This window comes from Streptomyces sp. NPDC005141 (assembly GCF_053599975.1).
On record NZ_JBSFYW010000036.1, the window covers coordinates 1 to 18,181 of the forward strand.

The 18,181-nt window shown below is 71.2% G+C and carries 16 protein-coding genes; all 16 read right to left on the reverse strand.

Annotated elements, in window-relative coordinates; translation table 11 throughout:
- A partial coding sequence (locus ACWD68_RS25575; RefSeq protein WP_356466584.1) for a biotin carboxylase N-terminal domain-containing protein occupies positions 1–335 on the reverse strand: 335 nt, incomplete at its 3' end.
- A 139-nt stretch (positions 336–474) separates the two neighbouring features.
- The gene (locus ACWD68_RS25580) at positions 475–723 is read right to left on the reverse strand and encodes an acyl-CoA carboxylase subunit epsilon (RefSeq protein ID WP_451808786.1); all 249 of its coding nucleotides are present in this window, start codon (positions 721–723) and stop codon (positions 475–477) included.
- An 11-nt stretch (positions 724–734) separates the two neighbouring features.
- The gene (locus ACWD68_RS25585) at positions 735–2,300 is read right to left on the reverse strand and encodes an acyl-CoA carboxylase subunit beta (protein ID WP_451808787.1); all 1,566 of its coding nucleotides are present in this window, start codon (positions 2,298–2,300) and stop codon (positions 735–737) included.
- Between the two features lie 34 nt (positions 2,301–2,334).
- Complete coding sequence (fabD, locus tag ACWD68_RS25590; protein ID WP_451808788.1) at positions 2,335–3,303, reverse strand: ACP S-malonyltransferase; 969 nt, start codon at positions 3,301–3,303, stop codon at positions 2,335–2,337.
- Positions 3,300–4,184, reverse strand: coding sequence for a 4'-phosphopantetheinyl transferase family protein (locus tag ACWD68_RS25595; protein WP_451808789.1), 885 nt, complete (start codon positions 4,182–4,184; stop codon positions 3,300–3,302). The genes fabD and ACWD68_RS25595 overlap by 4 nt, the downstream gene beginning before the upstream one ends.
- Complete coding sequence (locus ACWD68_RS25600; protein WP_451808790.1) at positions 4,181–5,650, reverse strand: MFS transporter; 1,470 nt, start codon at positions 5,648–5,650, stop codon at positions 4,181–4,183. Before ACWD68_RS25600 ends, ACWD68_RS25595 begins: the two co-directional genes overlap by 4 nt.
- Before the next feature lie 44 nt (positions 5,651–5,694).
- A complete protein-coding gene (locus ACWD68_RS25605; protein ID WP_451808791.1) occupies positions 5,695–8,088 on the reverse strand; it encodes an SDR family oxidoreductase in 2,394 nt (797 codons plus the stop codon).
- A 2-nt stretch (positions 8,089–8,090) separates the two neighbouring features.
- Positions 8,091–9,032, reverse strand: coding sequence for an aromatase/cyclase (locus tag ACWD68_RS25610; protein ID WP_451808792.1), 942 nt, complete (start codon positions 9,030–9,032; stop codon positions 8,091–8,093).
- Positions 9,033–9,087: 55 nt separating this feature from the next.
- The gene (gene fabG / locus ACWD68_RS25615; RefSeq protein WP_451808793.1) at positions 9,088–9,873 is read right to left on the reverse strand and encodes a 3-oxoacyl-ACP reductase FabG; all 786 of its coding nucleotides are present in this window, start codon (positions 9,871–9,873) and stop codon (positions 9,088–9,090) included.
- A 142-nt stretch (positions 9,874–10,015) separates the two neighbouring features.
- Positions 10,016–10,285, reverse strand: a complete 270-nt coding sequence (locus ACWD68_RS25620) for an acyl carrier protein (RefSeq protein ID WP_451808794.1) — start codon at positions 10,283–10,285, stop codon at positions 10,016–10,018.
- Positions 10,286–10,348: 63 nt separating this feature from the next.
- Positions 10,349–11,563, reverse strand: a complete 1,215-nt coding sequence (locus tag ACWD68_RS25625) for a ketosynthase chain-length factor (RefSeq protein WP_451808795.1) — start codon at positions 11,561–11,563, stop codon at positions 10,349–10,351.
- Positions 11,560–12,831: a beta-ketoacyl-[acyl-carrier-protein] synthase family protein gene (locus ACWD68_RS25630; protein WP_451808796.1), complete on the reverse strand. Its 1,272-nt coding sequence runs from the start codon at positions 12,829–12,831 to the stop codon at positions 11,560–11,562. The genes ACWD68_RS25625 and ACWD68_RS25630 overlap by 4 nt, the downstream gene beginning before the upstream one ends.
- Positions 12,828–13,157, reverse strand: coding sequence for a TcmI family type II polyketide cyclase (locus ACWD68_RS25635; protein ID WP_351550544.1), 330 nt, complete (start codon positions 13,155–13,157; stop codon positions 12,828–12,830). The genes ACWD68_RS25630 and ACWD68_RS25635 overlap by 4 nt, the downstream gene beginning before the upstream one ends.
- Positions 13,158–13,232: 75 nt before the next feature.
- The gene (locus ACWD68_RS25640) at positions 13,233–14,723 is read right to left on the reverse strand and encodes an FAD-dependent monooxygenase (protein WP_451808797.1); all 1,491 of its coding nucleotides are present in this window, start codon (positions 14,721–14,723) and stop codon (positions 13,233–13,235) included.
- Positions 14,724–15,135: 412 nt separating this feature from the next.
- Positions 15,136–15,840, reverse strand: a complete 705-nt coding sequence (locus tag ACWD68_RS25645) for an O-methyltransferase (RefSeq protein ID WP_451808798.1) — start codon at positions 15,838–15,840, stop codon at positions 15,136–15,138.
- Entirely contained in the window at positions 15,837–17,867 is a 2,031-nt protein-coding gene (locus ACWD68_RS25650; protein WP_451808799.1) for a hypothetical protein, read from the reverse strand. Before ACWD68_RS25650 ends, ACWD68_RS25645 begins: the two co-directional genes overlap by 4 nt.
- Positions 17,868–18,181: the final 314 nt, after the last annotated feature.

Sequence of the window (18,181 nt, forward strand, 5' to 3'; positions counted from 1 at the left end):
AGGTCCCGGATCGCCTGCGGCGGCGGACCGATCCAGATCAGCCCCGCGTCGAGAACGGCCTGCGCGAAGTCCGCGTTCTCCGAAAGAAAGCCGTAACCGGGGTGGATCGCGTCGGCCCCGGACTCGCGTGCGGCCCGTAGCACCTTCTCGGCGTCCAGGTAACTGCCGGCCGGAGTGTCCCCGCCCAGCGCGAACGCCTCGTCCGCGGCGTGGACATGCAGGGCGTCCCGGTCCGGGTCGGCATACACGGCGACGCTCGCGATCCCGGCATCCCGGCACGCCCGGGCCACGCGGACAGCGATCTCACCGCGGTTGGCGATGAGCACCTTGCGCACGATGATCCATCCTTTGCTCGCTTGAAGCTCGGTCTAAAAAGTCTGTCGAAGGTTGGTCGAGGGTCGGTGGAAGGCGGGCTCGAAACGCGGAAACTCTGCCAACCTCTGTCAGTGCTGCCGCAACCCTGCCGAAGAGCGGTCAGCCCTGTCGGGGCAGGTGGGCGGCGCCCCGTACGGGCGCCGATCGCCAGCTCACAGGGCTGCCCGCCGCAGGTCGGGTACCCGCCCTGCTCCAGCGCGGAGCCGGCGGCCGGCCCTCGTCGGCGCAAACGTCGTGCGCGGCGCGGTGAAGCAGCACAGCGGTGAGAGCGGCGAGTTCGGCGGGGCCGACGGAGCCCTTTTCGACGCGGAAGAGCGGTTCGGCGGCTGCGAAGGGGGCGGTGGTCATCGGAACACTCCTCATTGCGGCGGATTCCCGTGCTTGCGGGCGGGCAGTTCGGCATGCTTGGTGCGGAGCATCGCCAAGGACCTGATCAGCACCGTTCGCGTCTGCCGCGGGTCGATGACGTCGTCGATCAGGCCGCGTTCGGCGGCGTAGTAGGGATGCATGAGCTCCGACTGGTATTCCTCGATCTTGCGCTGCCGGACCGCGTCCGGCTCGTCGGAGGCGTTGATCTCCCGGCGGAAGATGACATTGGCGGCACCTTCCGCGCCCATGACCGCGATCTCGTTGGTGGGCCAGGCGAGGGCCAGATCGGCGCCGATGGAACGGGAGTCCATGACGATGTAGGCGCCGCCGTACGCCTTGCGCAGGATCAGGGAGATGCGCGGCACGGTGGCGTTGCAATACGCGTAGAGCAGTTTGGCGCCGCGCCGGATGATGCCGTTGTGCTCCTGGTCGACGCCGGGCAGGAAGCCGGGGACGTCGACCAGCGTGACCAGGGGGATGTTGAACGCGTCGCACAGCTGGACGAACCGGGCCGCCTTCTCCGACGACTCGATGTCGAGCACCCCGGCCATGGAGGCGGGCTGGTTGGCCACCACGCCCACGACGTGTCCGTCCAGCCGGACGAACGCCACGACGATGTTGGGCGCCCAGGTGGCGTGCACCTCGAAGTACTCGCCGTCGTCGACGATCTCCTCGATGACGGCCCGGACGTCGTACGAACGGTTGGCGTCGGCCGGCACCAGGTCGAGCAGGGCGTCCGTGCTCCGGTCCGCCGGGTCTCCGGTCGTCTCGACCGGCGCCGTCTCACGGTTGTTGGACGGGAGCATCCCGAGCAGATGGCGCACGTCCTCCAGGCAGCTCTCCTCGTCGTCGTACGCGAAGTGCGCGACGCCGCTCGTCGCGGCGTGCACGTCCGCACCGCCGAGGCCGTTCTGGGTGATCTCCTCGCCGGTCACGGCCTTGACCACGTCCGGTCCCGTGATGAACATCTGCGAGGTGTCGCGGACCATGAAGACGAAGTCGGTCAGCGCGGGCGAGTACGCCGCGCCGCCCGCGCACGGGCCGAGCATGACGCTGATCTGCGGGATGACGCCGGAGGCCCGGGTGTTGCGCTGGAAGATGCCGCCGTAGCCGGCGAGCGCGGTGACGCCCTCCTGGATGCGGGCCCCGGCACCGTCGTTGAGGCTCACGACAGGGGCGCCGGCGGCCTCGGCCATGTCCAGGATCTTGTGGATCTTCTGGGCGTGCGCCTCGCCCAGGGCGCCGCCGAAGATGCGGAAGTCGTGCGCGTAGACGAACACGGTCCGGCCGTCGACCGTTCCCCAGCCGGTGACCACACCGTCCGTGTACGGCTTCCTGGCCTCCAGGCCGAAACCGGTGGCGCGGTGCCGGCGCAGGGGCTCGACCTCGTTGAACGAGCCTTTGTCCAGCAGCAGTTCGACGCGTTCCCGGGCGGTCAGTTTTCCCTTGTCGTGCTGGCGCTCGGTGGCCGCGGGGTCCGGTCCCGCCAGGACCGACTCCTTGATGGCCTCCAGTTCGTCCAGGCGTTCCTGGATGGTGTTCCCGGTGGCGGGCATGGTTTCCCCTCCTTGACGTGTGGTGGCGTGGCGATCAGACGGCGTGGACGGTGTCGTCGGCCTCGGCGAAGAGCTCCAGGGCCGAGAGGACGTGGTTCACGTCGTGGGTGGGGTGCGCGGGCACGGCAGGTGCGATGCGGCGGCACAGACCGGAGAGGACCTTGCCGGGGCCCACTTCGAGGATCCGGTCCGTCCCTTCGTCGGCGATGCGTGTCACGGTCTCGGTCCAGCGCACCCGGCCCGTCAGCTGGCGCCGCAGGGTGTCCACGACCTCCCCCGCGCTGGTGAGGGGCGCGGCCGTCACCGCGGAGATCACCGGGACGGCCGGGTCACGGAACTCGGTGCGCAGCAGGGCCTCGGTGAACTCCTCCTCCACCGGTGCCATGAGGCTGCTGTGGAAGGGCGCGCCGACGTTCAGCGCGAGGGCGCGTGTGGCCCCCGCGGCCCGCGCCGACGTGATCAGTTCGTCCACCGCTTCGGCCTGCCCCGACACGACCGTCTGGGCGAATTCGTTGTCGTTGGCGACCTCGACGACCTGGCCGGTCGTCTCCCGGACGGCGGTGCAGAGGCTTTCGACGGTCCGCAGGTCCAGGCCCATCACCGCGGCCATCCTGCCGGGCACCCGCTCGTTGACGGCGGCCATGAGCCGGCCGCGCAGCCGGACCAGGCGCAGGGCGTCACGCCAGTCCAGGACACCGGCGGCGACCAGCGCCGCGTACTCGCCCAGGCTGTGTCCCGCCACCAGGGCGGGGCGGATGCCGTAGCGCGTCAGGACGTCGAGGGTGGCGACGCTGGTCAGCAGGATGGCGGGCTGGGTGATCGCCGTGTCGGCGAGCGCCTCGGCCGGGCCCTGCCGGCACAGCTCGGTGAGCGGGAGTCCGAGGAGCTCGTCGGCGGGCCGGTAGTAGGTGTCGAGCAGATCGGGCCATCGGGTGACGAGGTCCCGGCCCATGCCGACGCGCTGTGAGCCCTGGCCCGGGAAGACGAAGGCGGTGGTGGTCATGTCAGTGTCTCCTTCACGCGAGCGGCCGTGGTCAGGGGCGCGATCTGCGCCAGGACGTGGGCGGCGTCGCCGTCGTACAGCCACTCCGCGGGTAGCGGGCGGACCGTGCAGGGGCCGGCGGGGGTGCCCAGAACGGCGACCGCGGCTCCGTGTGCGGGGCCGCAGGGCAGGTCGAGGACCGTCCAGTGCGGGGGTCTGAGCCAGGGGTCGCGGTGCGGCGAGCCCAAGTAGTCGGCGTGCAGCGGGCGTTCGAGGCCGGTGCCGAGGCCCTTGAGGTAGGCCTCCTTACGGGCCCACAACTGTCCGAAGGCGGCGCCGCGCCGGCCGGGCGGCAGCCCGTCGAGTTCGGCGCGCTCGCCCGGGTGCAGCAGGCCGGTGCAGACTTCCGTGGTCTCCGCCGAGGGCATCCGCTGGATGTCCACTCCGACCGGTGCCGTGGCCACGGCCACCAGAGCCTTCCCGCTGCTGTGGGACAGCGAGAAGTGGACGGCGGGTTCGTCGTCGCGGACTCCGGAGGCGGGTCGCAGGGCGGGCCGGCCGTGCGGTCCACCGCATCCCGGGCAGGGTTCACGGACATACGTCACGTCCTGCGGCGCGAGCCCGAGGGCGGCCGCGAGGACTCTGCGCAGCGCGATGTGGGCGGCGGTGTAGAGCAGGGCGTCCCGGGGTCGCGACAGGGACGCGGCACGGGCACGCTCCTGGGCGTCGAGTTCGTCCACGGCGAGCCTGCGTCCCGTGCCGTGCGGCACGGGGTGGTCCACCAGCCAGAGGTCGACGGCGACGCGGCCGCCCGAGCCGGTCTCCTCACGATGCGGGGAGGACCCGGTGCCGTGCAACACGGAATGTGAGGACAACGCCAGGTCCTCCCTTCGGTTCGTCATGACGTGCTCGGTAGGGAAGTACGCCGTGGCAGGACGCCAGTGACCGAGACGGCCAGCCCCGCGATGCCTACTGCGGTGATGAGCAGGAGCGCCGGGTGGTAGCCGGCCAGGACGTCCGCGGAGGACGCGCCCGGCCCCGGGCGGTACGCCGACATCAAGGCGGCCACGAGGGCCAGCATCAGCGCGGCGCCGAACTGAACGGCCGTCTGGTACACGCCGCTCGCGATACCGGGCTCGGCCTTCGGAGCCGCGGTCAGGGCCTGCATGTGCAGCGCGGCGAAGCACAGGACGAAGGCCGCGCCGAGGAGCAGCAATGTGGGCAGCACATCGGTCGCGTACCGCGTGGGCACCGACGCCCGCAGGTACAGGGCGTAGCCGAGCGGAGGGGCCAGATAGCCCACGGCGATCAGCCGGGCCGCTCCGAATCGCTGGACCATCCGCCCGGAGTACGCGGCGGTGAGTGCCAGCGGCAGGGCCGCGGGCAGCAGCGCCAGTCCCGTCCTGGCCGGTGACCACCCCAGCAGGGTCTGCAGTTGGAAGGTGACGACGAACAGCAGCCCCAGGTACGACCCGTTCAGCGCCGCGGCGCCGAACGCGGAACGCCTCAGGGCCGGTTGGGACAGCACCCGCAGAGGCAGCAGCGGATGCTCGGCCCGCCGCTCCCGGAGCACGACCAGGACACACAGCCCGGCGGCGAGTGCGAACGCGGCAAGGGTCCCGGGAGCGCTCCAGCCGTGTCCGGACACGTTTCCGATCCCGTACACCAGCGCCAGCAGCGCGGCGGGCAGGCCGAGCGCGGTCGGCAGCTCGTACGAACGGCCGCCGTCCGCCCGGCTCCTGCCGCGTTGCTCCGGTACGAGGCGCAGCCCGACCAGGAGCAGCACCGTGGCGACGGGCGCGGGGAAGGCGAACGTCCAGCGCCAGCTGACCTCGGTGAGCAGCCCCGAGAGGACGAGTCCGAGGGAGAAGCCGCTCGCACCGAAGAGGCTGTACACCGAGACGGCGCGGTTGCGGGCGGGGCCCTCCGGGAACGTGCTGGTGATGATCGCCAGTCCGGTGGGGGCGGTGAGCGCCGCGCACACACCCTTGACCACCCGTGTGACGATCAGGAACCAGGCGGCGCCGGCCAGTGCCCCGGCCAGCGAGGCGACGGCGAAGACGGTGACGGCCGCGAGGTACACCCGGCGCCGTCCCAGCCGTTCCACGAGCCGGGTGCCGAACAGGATCACGGCACCGAAGCCCACGGCGAAGCCGCTCATGACCCACTGCAGTGAGGTCGGGCCCGCCCCCAGGTCCCCGCCGATCGACGGCAGGGCGACCACGGCCACCGACACCTCCAGGGCGTCGATGAGCATGTTGCCGGCCAGCACGAGCAGCAGCGCCCACTGGCGCGGGCTCCATCGGCCGGTCCCGCCGTCGCCCGCTTCGGGCCGCTCGGCGACCTGTCGCACGGTCGTCGGTCTCATCGTCCTGTCCCCCCGTCTCGTCCCGTTCCCGTCGGCTCGCGCGCTCAGCCGACGAGGGTGCCCCCGCTGGCGTCGATGAAGGCGCCGGTGATCCAGCGGGCGTCGTCGGACGCGAGCAGGGCGACGATGTCGCCGACGTCCCGCGGTTCGCCGACCCGGTTGAACACCGACAGCTGCGCCATCTGCTCGACGACCTCGGGGATGTCGAAGACCGGGTTGCCGTTGCGGGTGATGCCCGGCGCGACGCTGTTGATCGTGATGCCGCGCGGGCCGAGGTGCTTGGCGAAGTGCAGCGCGAGCATCTCGACGGCGCCCTTGCTCATCGCGTACGCGATCTCCTGGGGGTTGGCGGTCTTGGTGAGGCCCGTGGAGATGTTGATGATGCGACCGCCGTCGGGCATGATCGACAGCGCGCGCTGGATGATGAAGAACGGCGCCTTGGCGTTGACCGCGATGACCCGGTCGAACAGCTCGGGGGTGGTCTCCTCCGGAGATACGCCACCCATCACACCGGCGTTGTTGACCAGAATGTTCAGCTCGGTGGCGCCGGTGCGCTCCTTGAGCCCCTGCTCCAGTCCGAGGAACAGCTCGTGGACGTCGCCCGGGACGCCGAGTTCGGCCTGGACGGCGAAGGCGCGGCCGCCCTCCTTCTCGATCGTGCGGACGACGTCGTCGGCCGCCTCCTGGTTGCTGGTGTAGTGGACGGCGACGAGTGCCCCCTCGCCGGCGAGGCGCAGGGCCGTCGCCCGGCCTATGCCTCGGCTCGATCCCGTGACCAGTGCGGTCTTCCCGGTGAGCGTTCCCATCGTGGTCCTCCTGTGGTTGCCGTTGTCGGCGGTTGTGGCGGGTGCCTCGGTCAGTGGTGCGGGTGCGGTGGTGCGCGTTCCGGCCGCGGTGTCGGGGTCGGCGCCGGGTGGTGTGCCGAACCAGCGGTGCAGGGCTGTCGGCAGTCCCGAGGTGCCGGACGTGGAAGTCCAGGCGACGTAGCCGTCCGGGCGCAGCAGGACGGCGGTGGTGTCGGCGAGGTCCCCGCCGTCGTCGCCCTTGCGGAGCCGGGCCGTCACGAGGGACACCTGCTCGGCCCAGGGCCGGAGCGCGGCGGACCACTCCTCCCCGAGCCCGGCGTCCCCGGAGAGGTCGAGCAGAACACCGCGGCCGGCCCGCAGCAGCTCGGCCACCGTGCCGGGCCCGTCCGGTGTCTTCAGGGTCAGCGGCGGGAAGCGCCTGCCGAGCAGCGGGTGGCCGGTGCGGTGGTCTGTGCTGCCGCTGCCGCTGCCGTCGGTGTCGGTGTCGGTGAGGTCGTAGGAGATGTCGAGTCCCGCGATCATCGAGGCCAGGTGGGCCCGGGCGGGCGGCAGCAGGACCAGTTCCGCGAACACCTCGCGGACGGCCTCCACTTCCTCGCCGCCCAGCAGCAGCCGCGCCTGGGTCCGGATGTTGCTCAGGACCCGTCGCCCGACGGGGTGGCGTTCGCCGTGGTACGAGTCCAGCAGGTCCTCGCCGGCCCGGCCGGTCACCCGCGCGGCCAGCTTCCAGCCGAGGTTGACCGCGTCCTGGAGTGCCAGGTTGAGGGCCTGGCCCCCGATGGGCATCTGCCGGTGCGCGGCGTCCCCGGCCAGCAGGACGCGTGCCCTGCGGTACTCGGTCGCCTGACGTGAGGCGTCACCGAAGGAGTTGACCCACAGCGGGGTGCCGTGGCCGATCTCCTCGTCGGTGACCCGGCGCCAGACAGCTGCGATCTCGGCGAAGTCGGGCTCGGTGGTGCGGGGGTGGGCGGGGCTGCCGAACTCGTGCACCATGACACGGGTGACGCCGTCGGGCCGGCGAGCCGCGATCGCCAGCCCCAGCGGCAGCCGCTGGAAGCGCCTGCCGGGGATGTCGATGCCCGCCACGTCGGCCCGCAGCAACTCCCGCTCGGCGTCCGCTCCGGCGAAGTCGAACCCCGCCAGCCGTCGTACGGCGCTCTGCTCCCCGTCGCATCCGACGACATACTCGGCGCGGATGCTCAGCGGCCCGTCGGGGCCCGACACCTCGGCCACGACGTGGTCGTCGGCGGTCGTCAGCCCGCGCAGCTCGTGGCCGCGCAGCACCACAGCACCCAGGCCGGTGCTCCACTCCTGCAGGACCCGCTCGACCTCCGCCTGCAGGACCTTCCACTGACCCGGGTGGGTGCCGGGCAGTGTCAGGTCGAGCGGGATGCCGCCGAAGTGGCCCATGGGCTCGTTCGGCGGAGTGCCGAACCTCTCCAGCAGGCCCCGGGCGTCGAGGGTCTCCATGGTCCTGGCGTGCAGGGTCGAGGCCCGTGACTCGGTGGTGGGGGTGTCCAGCCGCTCCGCGACCAGCACCTCGGCGCCGCCGAGCCGCAGTTCGCCGGCGAGCATGAGGCCCGCCGGGCCGGCCCCGACCACCAGTACCTGGGTGCGCAGAGTGCGGGACATGGTCAGCGCGCCTCGGCGTGGGCCTTGGCGTACCCCAGCGTGGCCCGGCTGTTGGTGCTCAGCGCGGTGCGGACGTACTCGCGCGCCTCGGCGACACCGGCGTCCGGGCCGAGGATCTTGGTGATGTTCCCGGTGTTGAGGACGACGGTGTGCTGGGAGGACGCCGTGGCGCCGTCGGCGTCCTGGGTGAAGGTCCAGTAGCCGGTGTGCAGCGTCATCAGGGCGGGCAGGGTCACCTGCTTGTAGGAGATCTTCCGGCCCTCGAAGCACACCCGGTACGACTTGGTCAGATGCGTGGACCCGTCCTTGGCGCGGGTCTCCATCTCCAGGGTCTGCAGACCCGGCACGTCCTCGTCGAGACGGACGGAGGCGACGTGGGGCAGGCGCTCCTGCCAGAGGTGCGCCTCGTTGATGAAGTCATAGGCGTCCTTGGCCGAGCCGTCGATACGGACGGTGTCCTCGAAGGAGAACGTCACCTCCTCGGCGGCGTGGGCCAGTTCGACGTTGGTCTTCAGCGCCGCCAGTTCGGAGCGCGAGTTGCGGTCGACCGCCTCGTCGATCCACCTCAGGCCGTCCGGGTCGTCGTCGACGGCGCGGTAGTCGTGCAGCAGCCGGATCCGGGACGTGTCGCCGTCGAGCGGCTCGATGATCCAGGTGCCGCCCATGGCGGCCACCGGCGGCGTGGAGACCTCCTGGCGGAACTCGATCCGCAGGGTGTCCGGGTCCAGGACACGGCGGGAGGTCCAGTTCTTCGCCTCACCGTTGGCCGTGGCCCAGATCCGGATGCGTTCGGTGTTCCCCTCGCGGTCCAGGTGGTCGACGTAGATGGTCGGCGGGAAGATGCGCGGCCAGTTCTCGACCTCGGCGATCAGACGGTAGACGGCAGCGGCCGGAGCCGAGACCGTGATCTCGTGCTCCACCTCGCGCAGGCCGGGCTGCGACATGCTCAGGCTCCTTGGAATGAGTGCGTGTTCGGCGGACGGGGTGTGGCGGACGGGCTCAGAAGTTGCCCAGGCCGCCGCAGACGTTCAGCGCCTGGGAGGTGATGGAGGCGGCCGTGTCGGAGGCCAGGTAGCCGACCAGGCCGGCGACCTCCTCCGGGGTGGAGTAGCGGCCCAGCGGGATCTTGGACTGGAACTTCTCCAGGATCACTTCCTCCGTGGCGTCGTACGCGGCCGCGTAACCCGCCCGCACCCGCTGCGCCATCGGCGTCTCGACGTACCCGGGGCACACGGCGTTGACGGTGATCCCGGTGGGGGCCAGCTCGTTGCCGAGGGCCTTGGTGAAGCCGACCACGCCGTGCTTCGACGCGGAGTACGGGGCTCCGAGGACGACACCCTGCTTGCCCGCGGTGGACGCGATGTTGATGATGCGGCCCCACTCCTTGTGGCGCAGGCCACCGGTGTTGAGGACCGCGCTGGTGAGGCGGAAGACGCTGTTGAGGTTGGTGTCGACGACGTCGTCCCACAGCTCCTCGTCGAGGTCGGCCGTGACACCGCCGCCGCTGCGGCCGGCGTTGTTCACCAGGATGTCGACGGTGCCGAAGCGGTCGACGGCGGCCTGGACGAAGGCACGCGCCGAGTCCGTGGAGCGCACGTCGAGGGTGGTGCCGTCGGCGTCGACGCCCTCGCTCTGGAGCAGCTTCACCGTCTCCGTCACGTTCTCGGCGTTGCGCGCCCCGATGAACACCTTGTGCTGCGCGCTGCCGAGGAGGCGGGCGATGGCGAGGCCGATTCCGCTCGTGGCGCCGGTGATCAGGGCGACCCGGCCGTTCTGCTCTGTCATGTGCGTCTCCTTGTGCGGGGAGGGTTGCGAAGGAAGGCGGGCCCGTGGGTGGTCGGGGCCGGGGTCGAAGCGGGCCGGGCCGGAGGGGGGATCCGTCCCGGCCCGCTCGGTCGGCCCGACGCGGGGTCGGGCCGAGTCTGGGTCAGGCGGCGATGTCGACCGAGAGGAGGTCGTTGACGGCCGCGACGAGGGCCCGCGGAGTGGTGATGTCGGAGAGGTTGACGTCGTCGAGGCTGACGCCGAACTCGCGCTCGATGCGGCCACCGGTCTCCAGGAGCGCGAGGGACTCGTAGCCCAGCTGCTCGAAGTCGCTGTCGGCGATGTCGCCGTACAGGTCAATGCCTTCTTCCGCGCCCGCGCTCTCCAGCAGGATGCGGCGCAGGTCGTCGAGAGTGAATATCCGGTCGGACATGGTGTGTTCCTCCAGTGCTAAGGGTCTGTGTGCTGTTCGGGGTCCGGTGGCGTGGGCGGCGGGTCAGGCCGCGGCGCGCACGACCACCGCGGAGTTGAAGCCGCCGTAGCCGCGGGCGATCACCAGCGCGGCACGTACGGATGCCGTACGCGGGGATCCGGTCACCAGGTCGAGGTCGTACTCGGGGGCGAGCTCCACGTTCGTCGTGGCCGGGATGAGGCCGTCCTGGATCGCCAGCAGAGCGGCCGCCACATCCAGGGGCGCGGCGCCCGAGTAGAGCCGGCCGGTCATCGTCTTGGGCGCCGTCACGGGGACACCGCGCGGCCCGAAGACCTCGGTGATGGCCTCGGCCTCGACGCGGTCGAGCTCGGGAACGGCCGCCGCGTCGGCGAAGACCACGTCGATGTCGGCGGGTGCGACACCGGCGTCGTCGAGCGCGGAGCGGATCGCCTGGCGCAGGCCGGGCTGCCGGTCGCTGCCGGGCTTGGGGTCGAAGGTGGCTCCGTAGCCGGCGATCTCGCCGTAGACCCTGGCGCCACGGGCGCGGGCCGCCGCGAGGTCCTCCATGATGAGGATCGCGCCGCCCTCGCCCGGGACGTGCCCGGCGGCGAGCGGGTCGAAGGGTACGTACGCGCGGTCCGGGTCGTCCTTCTGGCTCAGCCTTTCGCTGGCGAGCTGGGCGACCCAGCCCCACGGGCAGATCGAGGCGTCGATCCCGCCGGAGACGATGAGGCGGGTGCCCTTGCGGATCTGCCGCCGCGCCTGCGCCAGGGCGTCGAGGCCGCCCGCCTGGTCGCTGACCACGACACCGCTGGGGCCCTTCATGCCGTTGCGGATCGAGATCTGGCCGCTGTTGACGGCGTAGAACCAGGCGAACGACTGGTAGGCACTGACGAACTGGCCGCCCTTGCTCCAGAGCTTCTGGAGTTCGTTCTGCCCGAACTCGAAGCCCCCGGAGGAGCTGGCGGTGACCACGCCCATGTCGTAGGCGTTCAGTTCCTTCGGTGTGACCTCGGCGTCCTCCAGTGCCCAGTCGGTGGCGACCAGCGCGAGCCGGGTCATCCGGTCCGTCTGCGGCAGGAGCCGGCCCGGCAGATGATCCTCGGCGACGAAGCCGGGCACCTCACCGGCCAGCCGCGCCGGGTACTGGTCCGGTGTGAAGCGCGTGACCGGCCCGATGCCGCTCTCGCCCTGCAGCGTGGCCGCCCAGAAGTCCTTGGTGCCCAGGCCGTTGGGAGCGGCGATGCCCAGGCCCGTGACCACTACCGGGGTCGTCATGCGATGCTCCTGTCGGGTCGCGCCAGCACCATGGCGCTCTGGAATCCGCCGAACCCGCTGCCGACGGTCAGGACCGTGTCGGTGCGCCACTCCCGCGCCGTGATCGGCACGTAGTCGAGGTCGCACTCGGGGTCGGGGGTGTGCAGGTTGGCCGTGGGAGGAACGACGTTGTTCTCCATGGCCAGCGCGGAGGCCGCGATCTCGATGGAACCGATCGCACCGAGCGAGTGGCCCACCATCGACTTGATCGAGCTGACCGGCGTCCGGTAGGCGTGGTCGCCGAGGACCCGCTTGAACGCGGCGGTCTCGTGACGGTCGTTCTGCTTGGTGCCGGAGCCGTGCGCGTTGATGTAGTCGATCGCGTCGGGGTTCACCCGCGCCTCGCCGAGGGCCACACCGATGGCCTCGGCCATCTCGGCGCCGTCGGGGCGCAGACCCGTCATGTGGAAGGCGTTGCAGCGGGAGGCGTAGCCGGCGATCTCCGCGTAGATGTGCGCTCCGCGGCGCTTGGCGCTCTCCAGCTCCTCCAGGACGAACACCGCCGAACCCTCGCCCAGGACGAAGCCGTTGCGGGTTCCGTCGAAGGGGCGGGAGGCGTGCTCGGGGTCGTCGTTGCGTGAGGTCGTCGCCTTGATCGCGTCGAAGCAGGCGACGGTGATCGGCGAGATCGGGGCGTCCGAGCTGCCCGCGATCATGACGTCCGCGGTGCCCTCCCGGATGATGTCCACGGCGTGGCCGACCGAGTCGAGGCCGGAGGTGCAGCCGGTGGAGACGACCGTCGAGGGACCCTCGGCGCCCACCGCCCAGGCGACCTCGGCCGCGAAGGAGCTCGGCACGAAGTGGTTGTAGAGGTGGGGCACCGCGTAGCGGTGGTCGACGAGGTCCAGCCGCCCGCCGTCGCTGACGACGCGGTACTCCTGGTCGAGCCCGGTGGTGGCGCCGACCGCGCTGCCGATCGTCACTCCGGTGCGGTACGGGTCGAGTTCGGCCAGGTCGATGCCGCTGTCGGCGACGGCCTCCCGGGTCGCCACGACGGCGAGCTGGGCGGCACGGTCCATGCGGCGGATCTCCTGCGGGCTCAGCCCGTGTTCCTCGGGGTCGAAGTCGATCTCCGCGGCGACACGTGACCGGAAGGGGGAGGGATCGAAGAAGGTGATGCCCCTCGTCGACGTCCGCCCTTCGCTGAGCAGATTCCAGAAGTTCTTGGCGCCTATACCGCCCGGCGCGAGGACTCCGATTCCGGTGATGGCAACACGACGGCCGGTCACGAGGACGCTTCCCAGTGGTAGAAGGACTTGGCCATGGCATCGGCGGGCGAACGCCATGTGGCGGGGTCGTACGCCTGGATGTACGGCTTGAGGTCCTCGCTTATCCGCACGAAGCGCGGATCTGTTTTCGCCTCTTCGATGATCTCGCCACCGTTGTCGGTATCGAATTCCTGGAGGTGGAAGTAGAGACCCTTGTACTGGAACAGCTGGCGCCGCCGGGTTCCCATGATGTGCGGCATTTCTGTTCCGTCGAACTCCTTGAAGAGCCTGGCGACGTCATAACGCGCACCGGGTTCCATCCGGGCGACAATCAGTGTGCTATGCATGCTCTTTTTCTTCTCCTTCACGGCGAGCAGGTCCGGTGGAGCCGGAACGGCCCCGGAGTGCGTATCGAAAGGCGGTCAGCGCTGCCGGCCCGCCCGGGAGGGGCCGAACCAGCGCTCCAGCGCCATGGGGAGGTCGTGGTGACTGCCGGGGGCGGCCCAGGCGACGTAGCCGTCCGGGCGGACGAGGATCGCGGCCGTGCCCGTCAGCGGGCTCTCGGCGGACAGGCCGACCGGTGCCGCCGTCACGATGTCCACGCGGTCGGCCCACGGCTGTGCCCGCTCGCGCAGGACGGCGGTGTCCTCCAGGTCGAGCAGCACGCCACGGCCCGGGTTGAGCAGGTCGAAGCTGCTGACGCGCTGCGAGGTCGAGGCCGTCGCCAGTTCCAGCCGCGGCATGCGCCGGCCGAGCAGGGGGTGCGCGCCGGAGCCGACGTCGTAACGGATCTCCAGGCCGCTCACCATGCCGGCCAGGTGACGGGACACCTCCGGGTAGGCGATGAGCTCGGAGAGCACGTCGCGGACCGGCTGGACCTCCCCTCCGCTGAGGAAGAGCAGACCCTGGGCCCTGGTGTTCATCAGCAGGCGCCGGCCGACCGGGTGGCGCTCGTCGTGGTACGTGTCCAGCAGCGCCTCCGGCGCCCGGCCCTGGACCACGGCCGCAAGCTTCCAGCCCAGGTTGACGGCGTCCTGGATGCTCGTGTTCATGCCCTGGCCGCCGGCGGGCAGGTGGATGTGCGCGGAGTCCCCCGCGAGCAGGACACGCCCGTCGCGGTACCGGGTCGCCTGGCGGGTGGCGTCACCGAACGCGCTGACCCACACTGGCTCGCCGTGCGAGATGTCGACGCCGGTGAGCCGCTTCCAGGCCGCCGCCACCTCCTCGTAGGCCGGGGCCTCGGTGCGCCGCTGCGGGGGCGTGCCCCGCTCGCAGACGATCAGGCGGGTGATGCCGCCGGGCAGATGACCGACCATCACCATGCCGCCGGGCAGGGTCTCGCCGATCATGCGCGGCTCGAGATCGAGCCCCCGTACGTCGGCCAGGTACATCTCCAGCGTGGAAGCCGTGCCGGGGAAGTCGAAGCCGACGGCCTTGCGGACCTTGCTGCGCCCGCCGTCGCAGCCGACGAGGTACTGCGCGCGCAGCTCGTGCACGCCGTCGGGGCCGCGGACCTCCACGAGGGTGCTGTCGCCGTCGTCCTTGACGGAGACCACCTCATGGCTGCGGCGGATGTCCGTGCCGAGGTCGGTGACCCACTGCTCCAGCACGGTCTCGGTGTGGGACTGCGGCACGGTCTTCGCCGCCTGGTGAGCGCCGTCGAGGATGCTGAAGTCGACGGGCAGGCCACCGAAGTGCCCGAAATCGCTGACCTCGATCTCCCCGAATCGGGAGAGCAGTCCCCGCTGGGCGAACACCTCCATCGTCCTCGCGGTGAATCCCAGTCCGCGTGACTCACCCGTGCGTTCGGCCAGTCGCTCCAGAAGGACGACATCCACTCCGGCGAGCCGCAATTCGCCGGCGAGCATCAGTCCTGCGGGACCGGCTCCCACGACTATGACTTCGGCGTCCATGCCACTCTCCTCGGTCATCCTCGGGAAATATCCAAAGTTCTGCATTCACGGTGCTGACGGCATGACGACTCCATTCGGGAATCCATGACCGTCGGGTAAGGCGTCCGGCATCCGGCGTCCGATGGGACTGCCGCTCGAAGACAACTCAATAATCACTAGAACTGACCGGCCGGTTCAAGGAGATTCGGGGGGAACCTCGTCATGACTGTGCGAAGTTTCGTCAGATCTTTGTGAGGTGACGCCGCGGAGATTGCGGAATTGTTTCCGCCGAATTGATTCCGGTGCGCCGCCGGAGCCGGATCGTCCCGGCACCGGGGGCGGGCCGCCGGCCGCCGCGGGCCGCGGCACGTGACACACGGCACACGGCACGCGCGGCGGGATCATCTCCGCGCCGGCGGGCGGAGGGGCCGGATCATTCCGGCCAGCGGCTGACTTCGAAACCGCAGGCGTCCACCGGCAGCGTCGTGGTGGCGACGGCCCCGTGGTCCTTGGTGAACGCGGCGTAGTCGCGCAGGTCCCAGGCGAACACCGGGTGGCAGACGTCATGGGCGATCACCAGCGCGCCCGGCGCCAGATGGGGCAGCCAGCGCTCCAGCAGCCGGGCGTATCCGGACTTGCGCGAGCCCGGCACGTCGATGTCGATGAGCAGCAGGTCCCACTGTCCTCCCGCGCTGTGCTCCGCGGCGTCGAAGGCGTCGCCCACGACGGCCTCGGCGCCCGGCGCGAACCCCGCTCGCCGCAGATTGTCCGAGGCGAGCGCCACCGGCTCGGCGGCCACGTCCAGGCCCAGGGACCGCCGGCCGGGATAGAGCGGCCCCAGACCGAAGCCCGGACCCGAGGTCCAGGCCATGAGGTTGCCCGCGAAGCAGCCCAACGTGGCTACCGAGGCGGGCCGTTGGGCCGCCGCCAGGCCGTACAGAACGCGTGCCGCGAGCGGTGTGAGCGTCGTGGTCGGAACCTGGAAGGAGGAGACCAGGTGCGCGCGGAAGGAGTGGTAATCCGGCCAGGACACTGCGGGCGCATCCGGATCCAGGACCCCGGCCGCACGGCAGTGGTCCAGGAAACGGTCCGCCAGCGCGTCGGCCTGAGGACTCGTCAGCCGCGGAAGGATACTCATCGCCGGCCACCTGCCGCCGCTGCCTCCGCCGGGTCCGGTGCGCCCCTCGGCACCGCACTCGCCGTGCCGGAAACGTCCTCTGCCACAGCGGAGTTCACCTCGTCGGAAGCACTCGGCGCCCCCTCCCCCAGCAGCCGGCTCGGGTTCTCACGGGCCGTGATGCCCGCCAGGAAGCGGTTGAGGTCCCGGTCGGGCAGGCCCTCCAGGTCGACGGCGGCCAGGTAGGAGGGCAGTTTGGAGGAGGGGGGAGCGATCTCCGCGCCCGCCTGCGTCAGGGCCTCGGCCAGCTCGTCGCCGCCGACGCCCCGGTCGTACGCACCGGCCGCCTCCGGGTACCAGATCCGGGCCGCCGTCAGGGTGTGCCGGTCCCAGCGGGATCCGCCCAGGGTCAGCGCCCACAGCAGCCCCGCCAGGTCCTGGGCGAACGCCTGCTCGTCGCAGAGCCGGCGGGCGGTCCGGGCCGCGTCGCGGTAGTGCCGGGCGGCGCCCGCGTGATCGCCCCGCCGCAGGTCCGTGTACCCGGCGGCGGCGAACAGCTTCTCCAGATGGAAGGGGTCGCGCAGGTCCCCGGCGACACGGACGGCCGCCCCGAAGGAGGCCGAGGCCTCGTCGTGACTGCCCCTGCGCAGCTGCAGCACGGCGATCGCGTAGTGGTGCGGCACGAAGAACTCGGGCCTGCCGGTGCCGAGCATCGTCGCCGACACGGACCGCAGGAAGTCCTCCGCCTGCCGGTGCCGGCCGGTGATCTGGAGCAGGAAGGCCAGGTTGTGGCTCAGGTTGTAGCGCAGGTAGAAGGCGCTGTCCCCCGGCATCTCGCGCACCATCCGGAACGCGTCGAATTCCAGCTCGAACGCTTCCTTGAACAACGCGTCGCGGCGTTCGGTGTCCTCGGTCCCCCGAGCGTCGATGGCCGCGGCGAGCGCCAGGCCGTTGAGGATCCACGCCTTCTCCACCTGCGCGTCCACGCCCGGCGTGTCGAGTGCGTCGATGCACTCCAGCCCTCGGAGGTAGTAGGCGCGCGCCGTCTGCGTGTCGTCCTTGCGCTTGGTGACGAGAAGCGCGATGAGGTAGTTCAGATGGGCCCTGAGCTCCGGCTTCTCCGCCAGGTCCAGTGACTGCTCCAGCTTCGCCACGGCGGTGTCGATCCGCCCGGTCTGCGCTTCCGAGATGGCCTGCAGCCTGATCAGGTCGGCCAGGTCGTCGGCCCTGCCGCCCTCGGCGCCGACGGCTTCCAGGTGAGCGGCGATCAGGAGGTCGGCCCGCTCGAAGTTCTGCAGGGCGATCGCGTCACCGATGGCACGCAGCGGGCTGGCGGGGCCCCCGGAACGCCAGGCCTCGACCGCGAGGCCGGGAGCACCGCGGGGGGCGTCCGGCGCCGGCGGCAGGGTCGCGCAGACACGGACGGCACGCAGCCGGGAGAGCCGCTCGAGGAACAAGGTGCCGCCGTCCCTCAGCAGTCCCCGGACGGTGATGCCCTGCCCCCGCTGGTCCGCGATCAGAACGGTCCGGTACAGGATGCGTACGGAGATGCGGTCCCAGTGGTCGAAGGCCCGCGGGACGAGGACGAGTTCGTCGCCCAGTGCGGGCAGCGCGTCGACGAGGAAACGGGCCGCGCGGTCGATCCAGCCGGCGGTGATGTGGGATTCCCGGCTGATGCGCCGGGTGGTTCCGAGCGACGCAGTCTCGGACACGGGCACGAACCGGCCCCGGCGCCCGGTCCCCTCGTCGTCCGGACCCTCCGGCCGCGTGAGCAGGCCGACGACTTCGGCGTGCCGCTCCAGCACCTCGGGCAGGGCGCCGCGCACCGCGGGCAGCAGGACGGCCAACAGCTCCTGGATTCCGCAGAGATGGTCGTAGCCGACGCCGGGCGGCCCTATGTCCACCGCCGCTTCGGCGGCGTTCGGGCCCAGACAGTCGGCGAGGTCGTGGGGTCGGGCGCAGAGCACCACGCCGCGTGCGGCGGGACGCCATGCGAGGGTCGGATCCTGCAGCCAGGCGTGACGGGGTGCCACGGCATCAGAGGTCACGGCGCGCTCCTAGTTCTGAGTGGAAAAGGCCGGCCCCCGCTGCGGAACAGCGAGGGCCGGCGATGTGGAGACAGTGGGCTACCAGGTCTCGTTGCCCAGGGCGAGCTCGAACTCGCTCTCGGTCAGCTCGTTCTCGGCCGAGAACGTGGCGAGGACCTCGTCCAGAGCGGCGCTCAGTGCGGCGTCGGTCATGGGTGTCACCTCCTCCCTCAGAGGTCGTTTGCGGGTGGGGGGCTCCCGGACGCACCCGGCGCTCGCTCGCTCGGGGCGGGCGGTGCGCGGGGCGCGTGCGGGAGGGTCTGTGTCGTACGGCC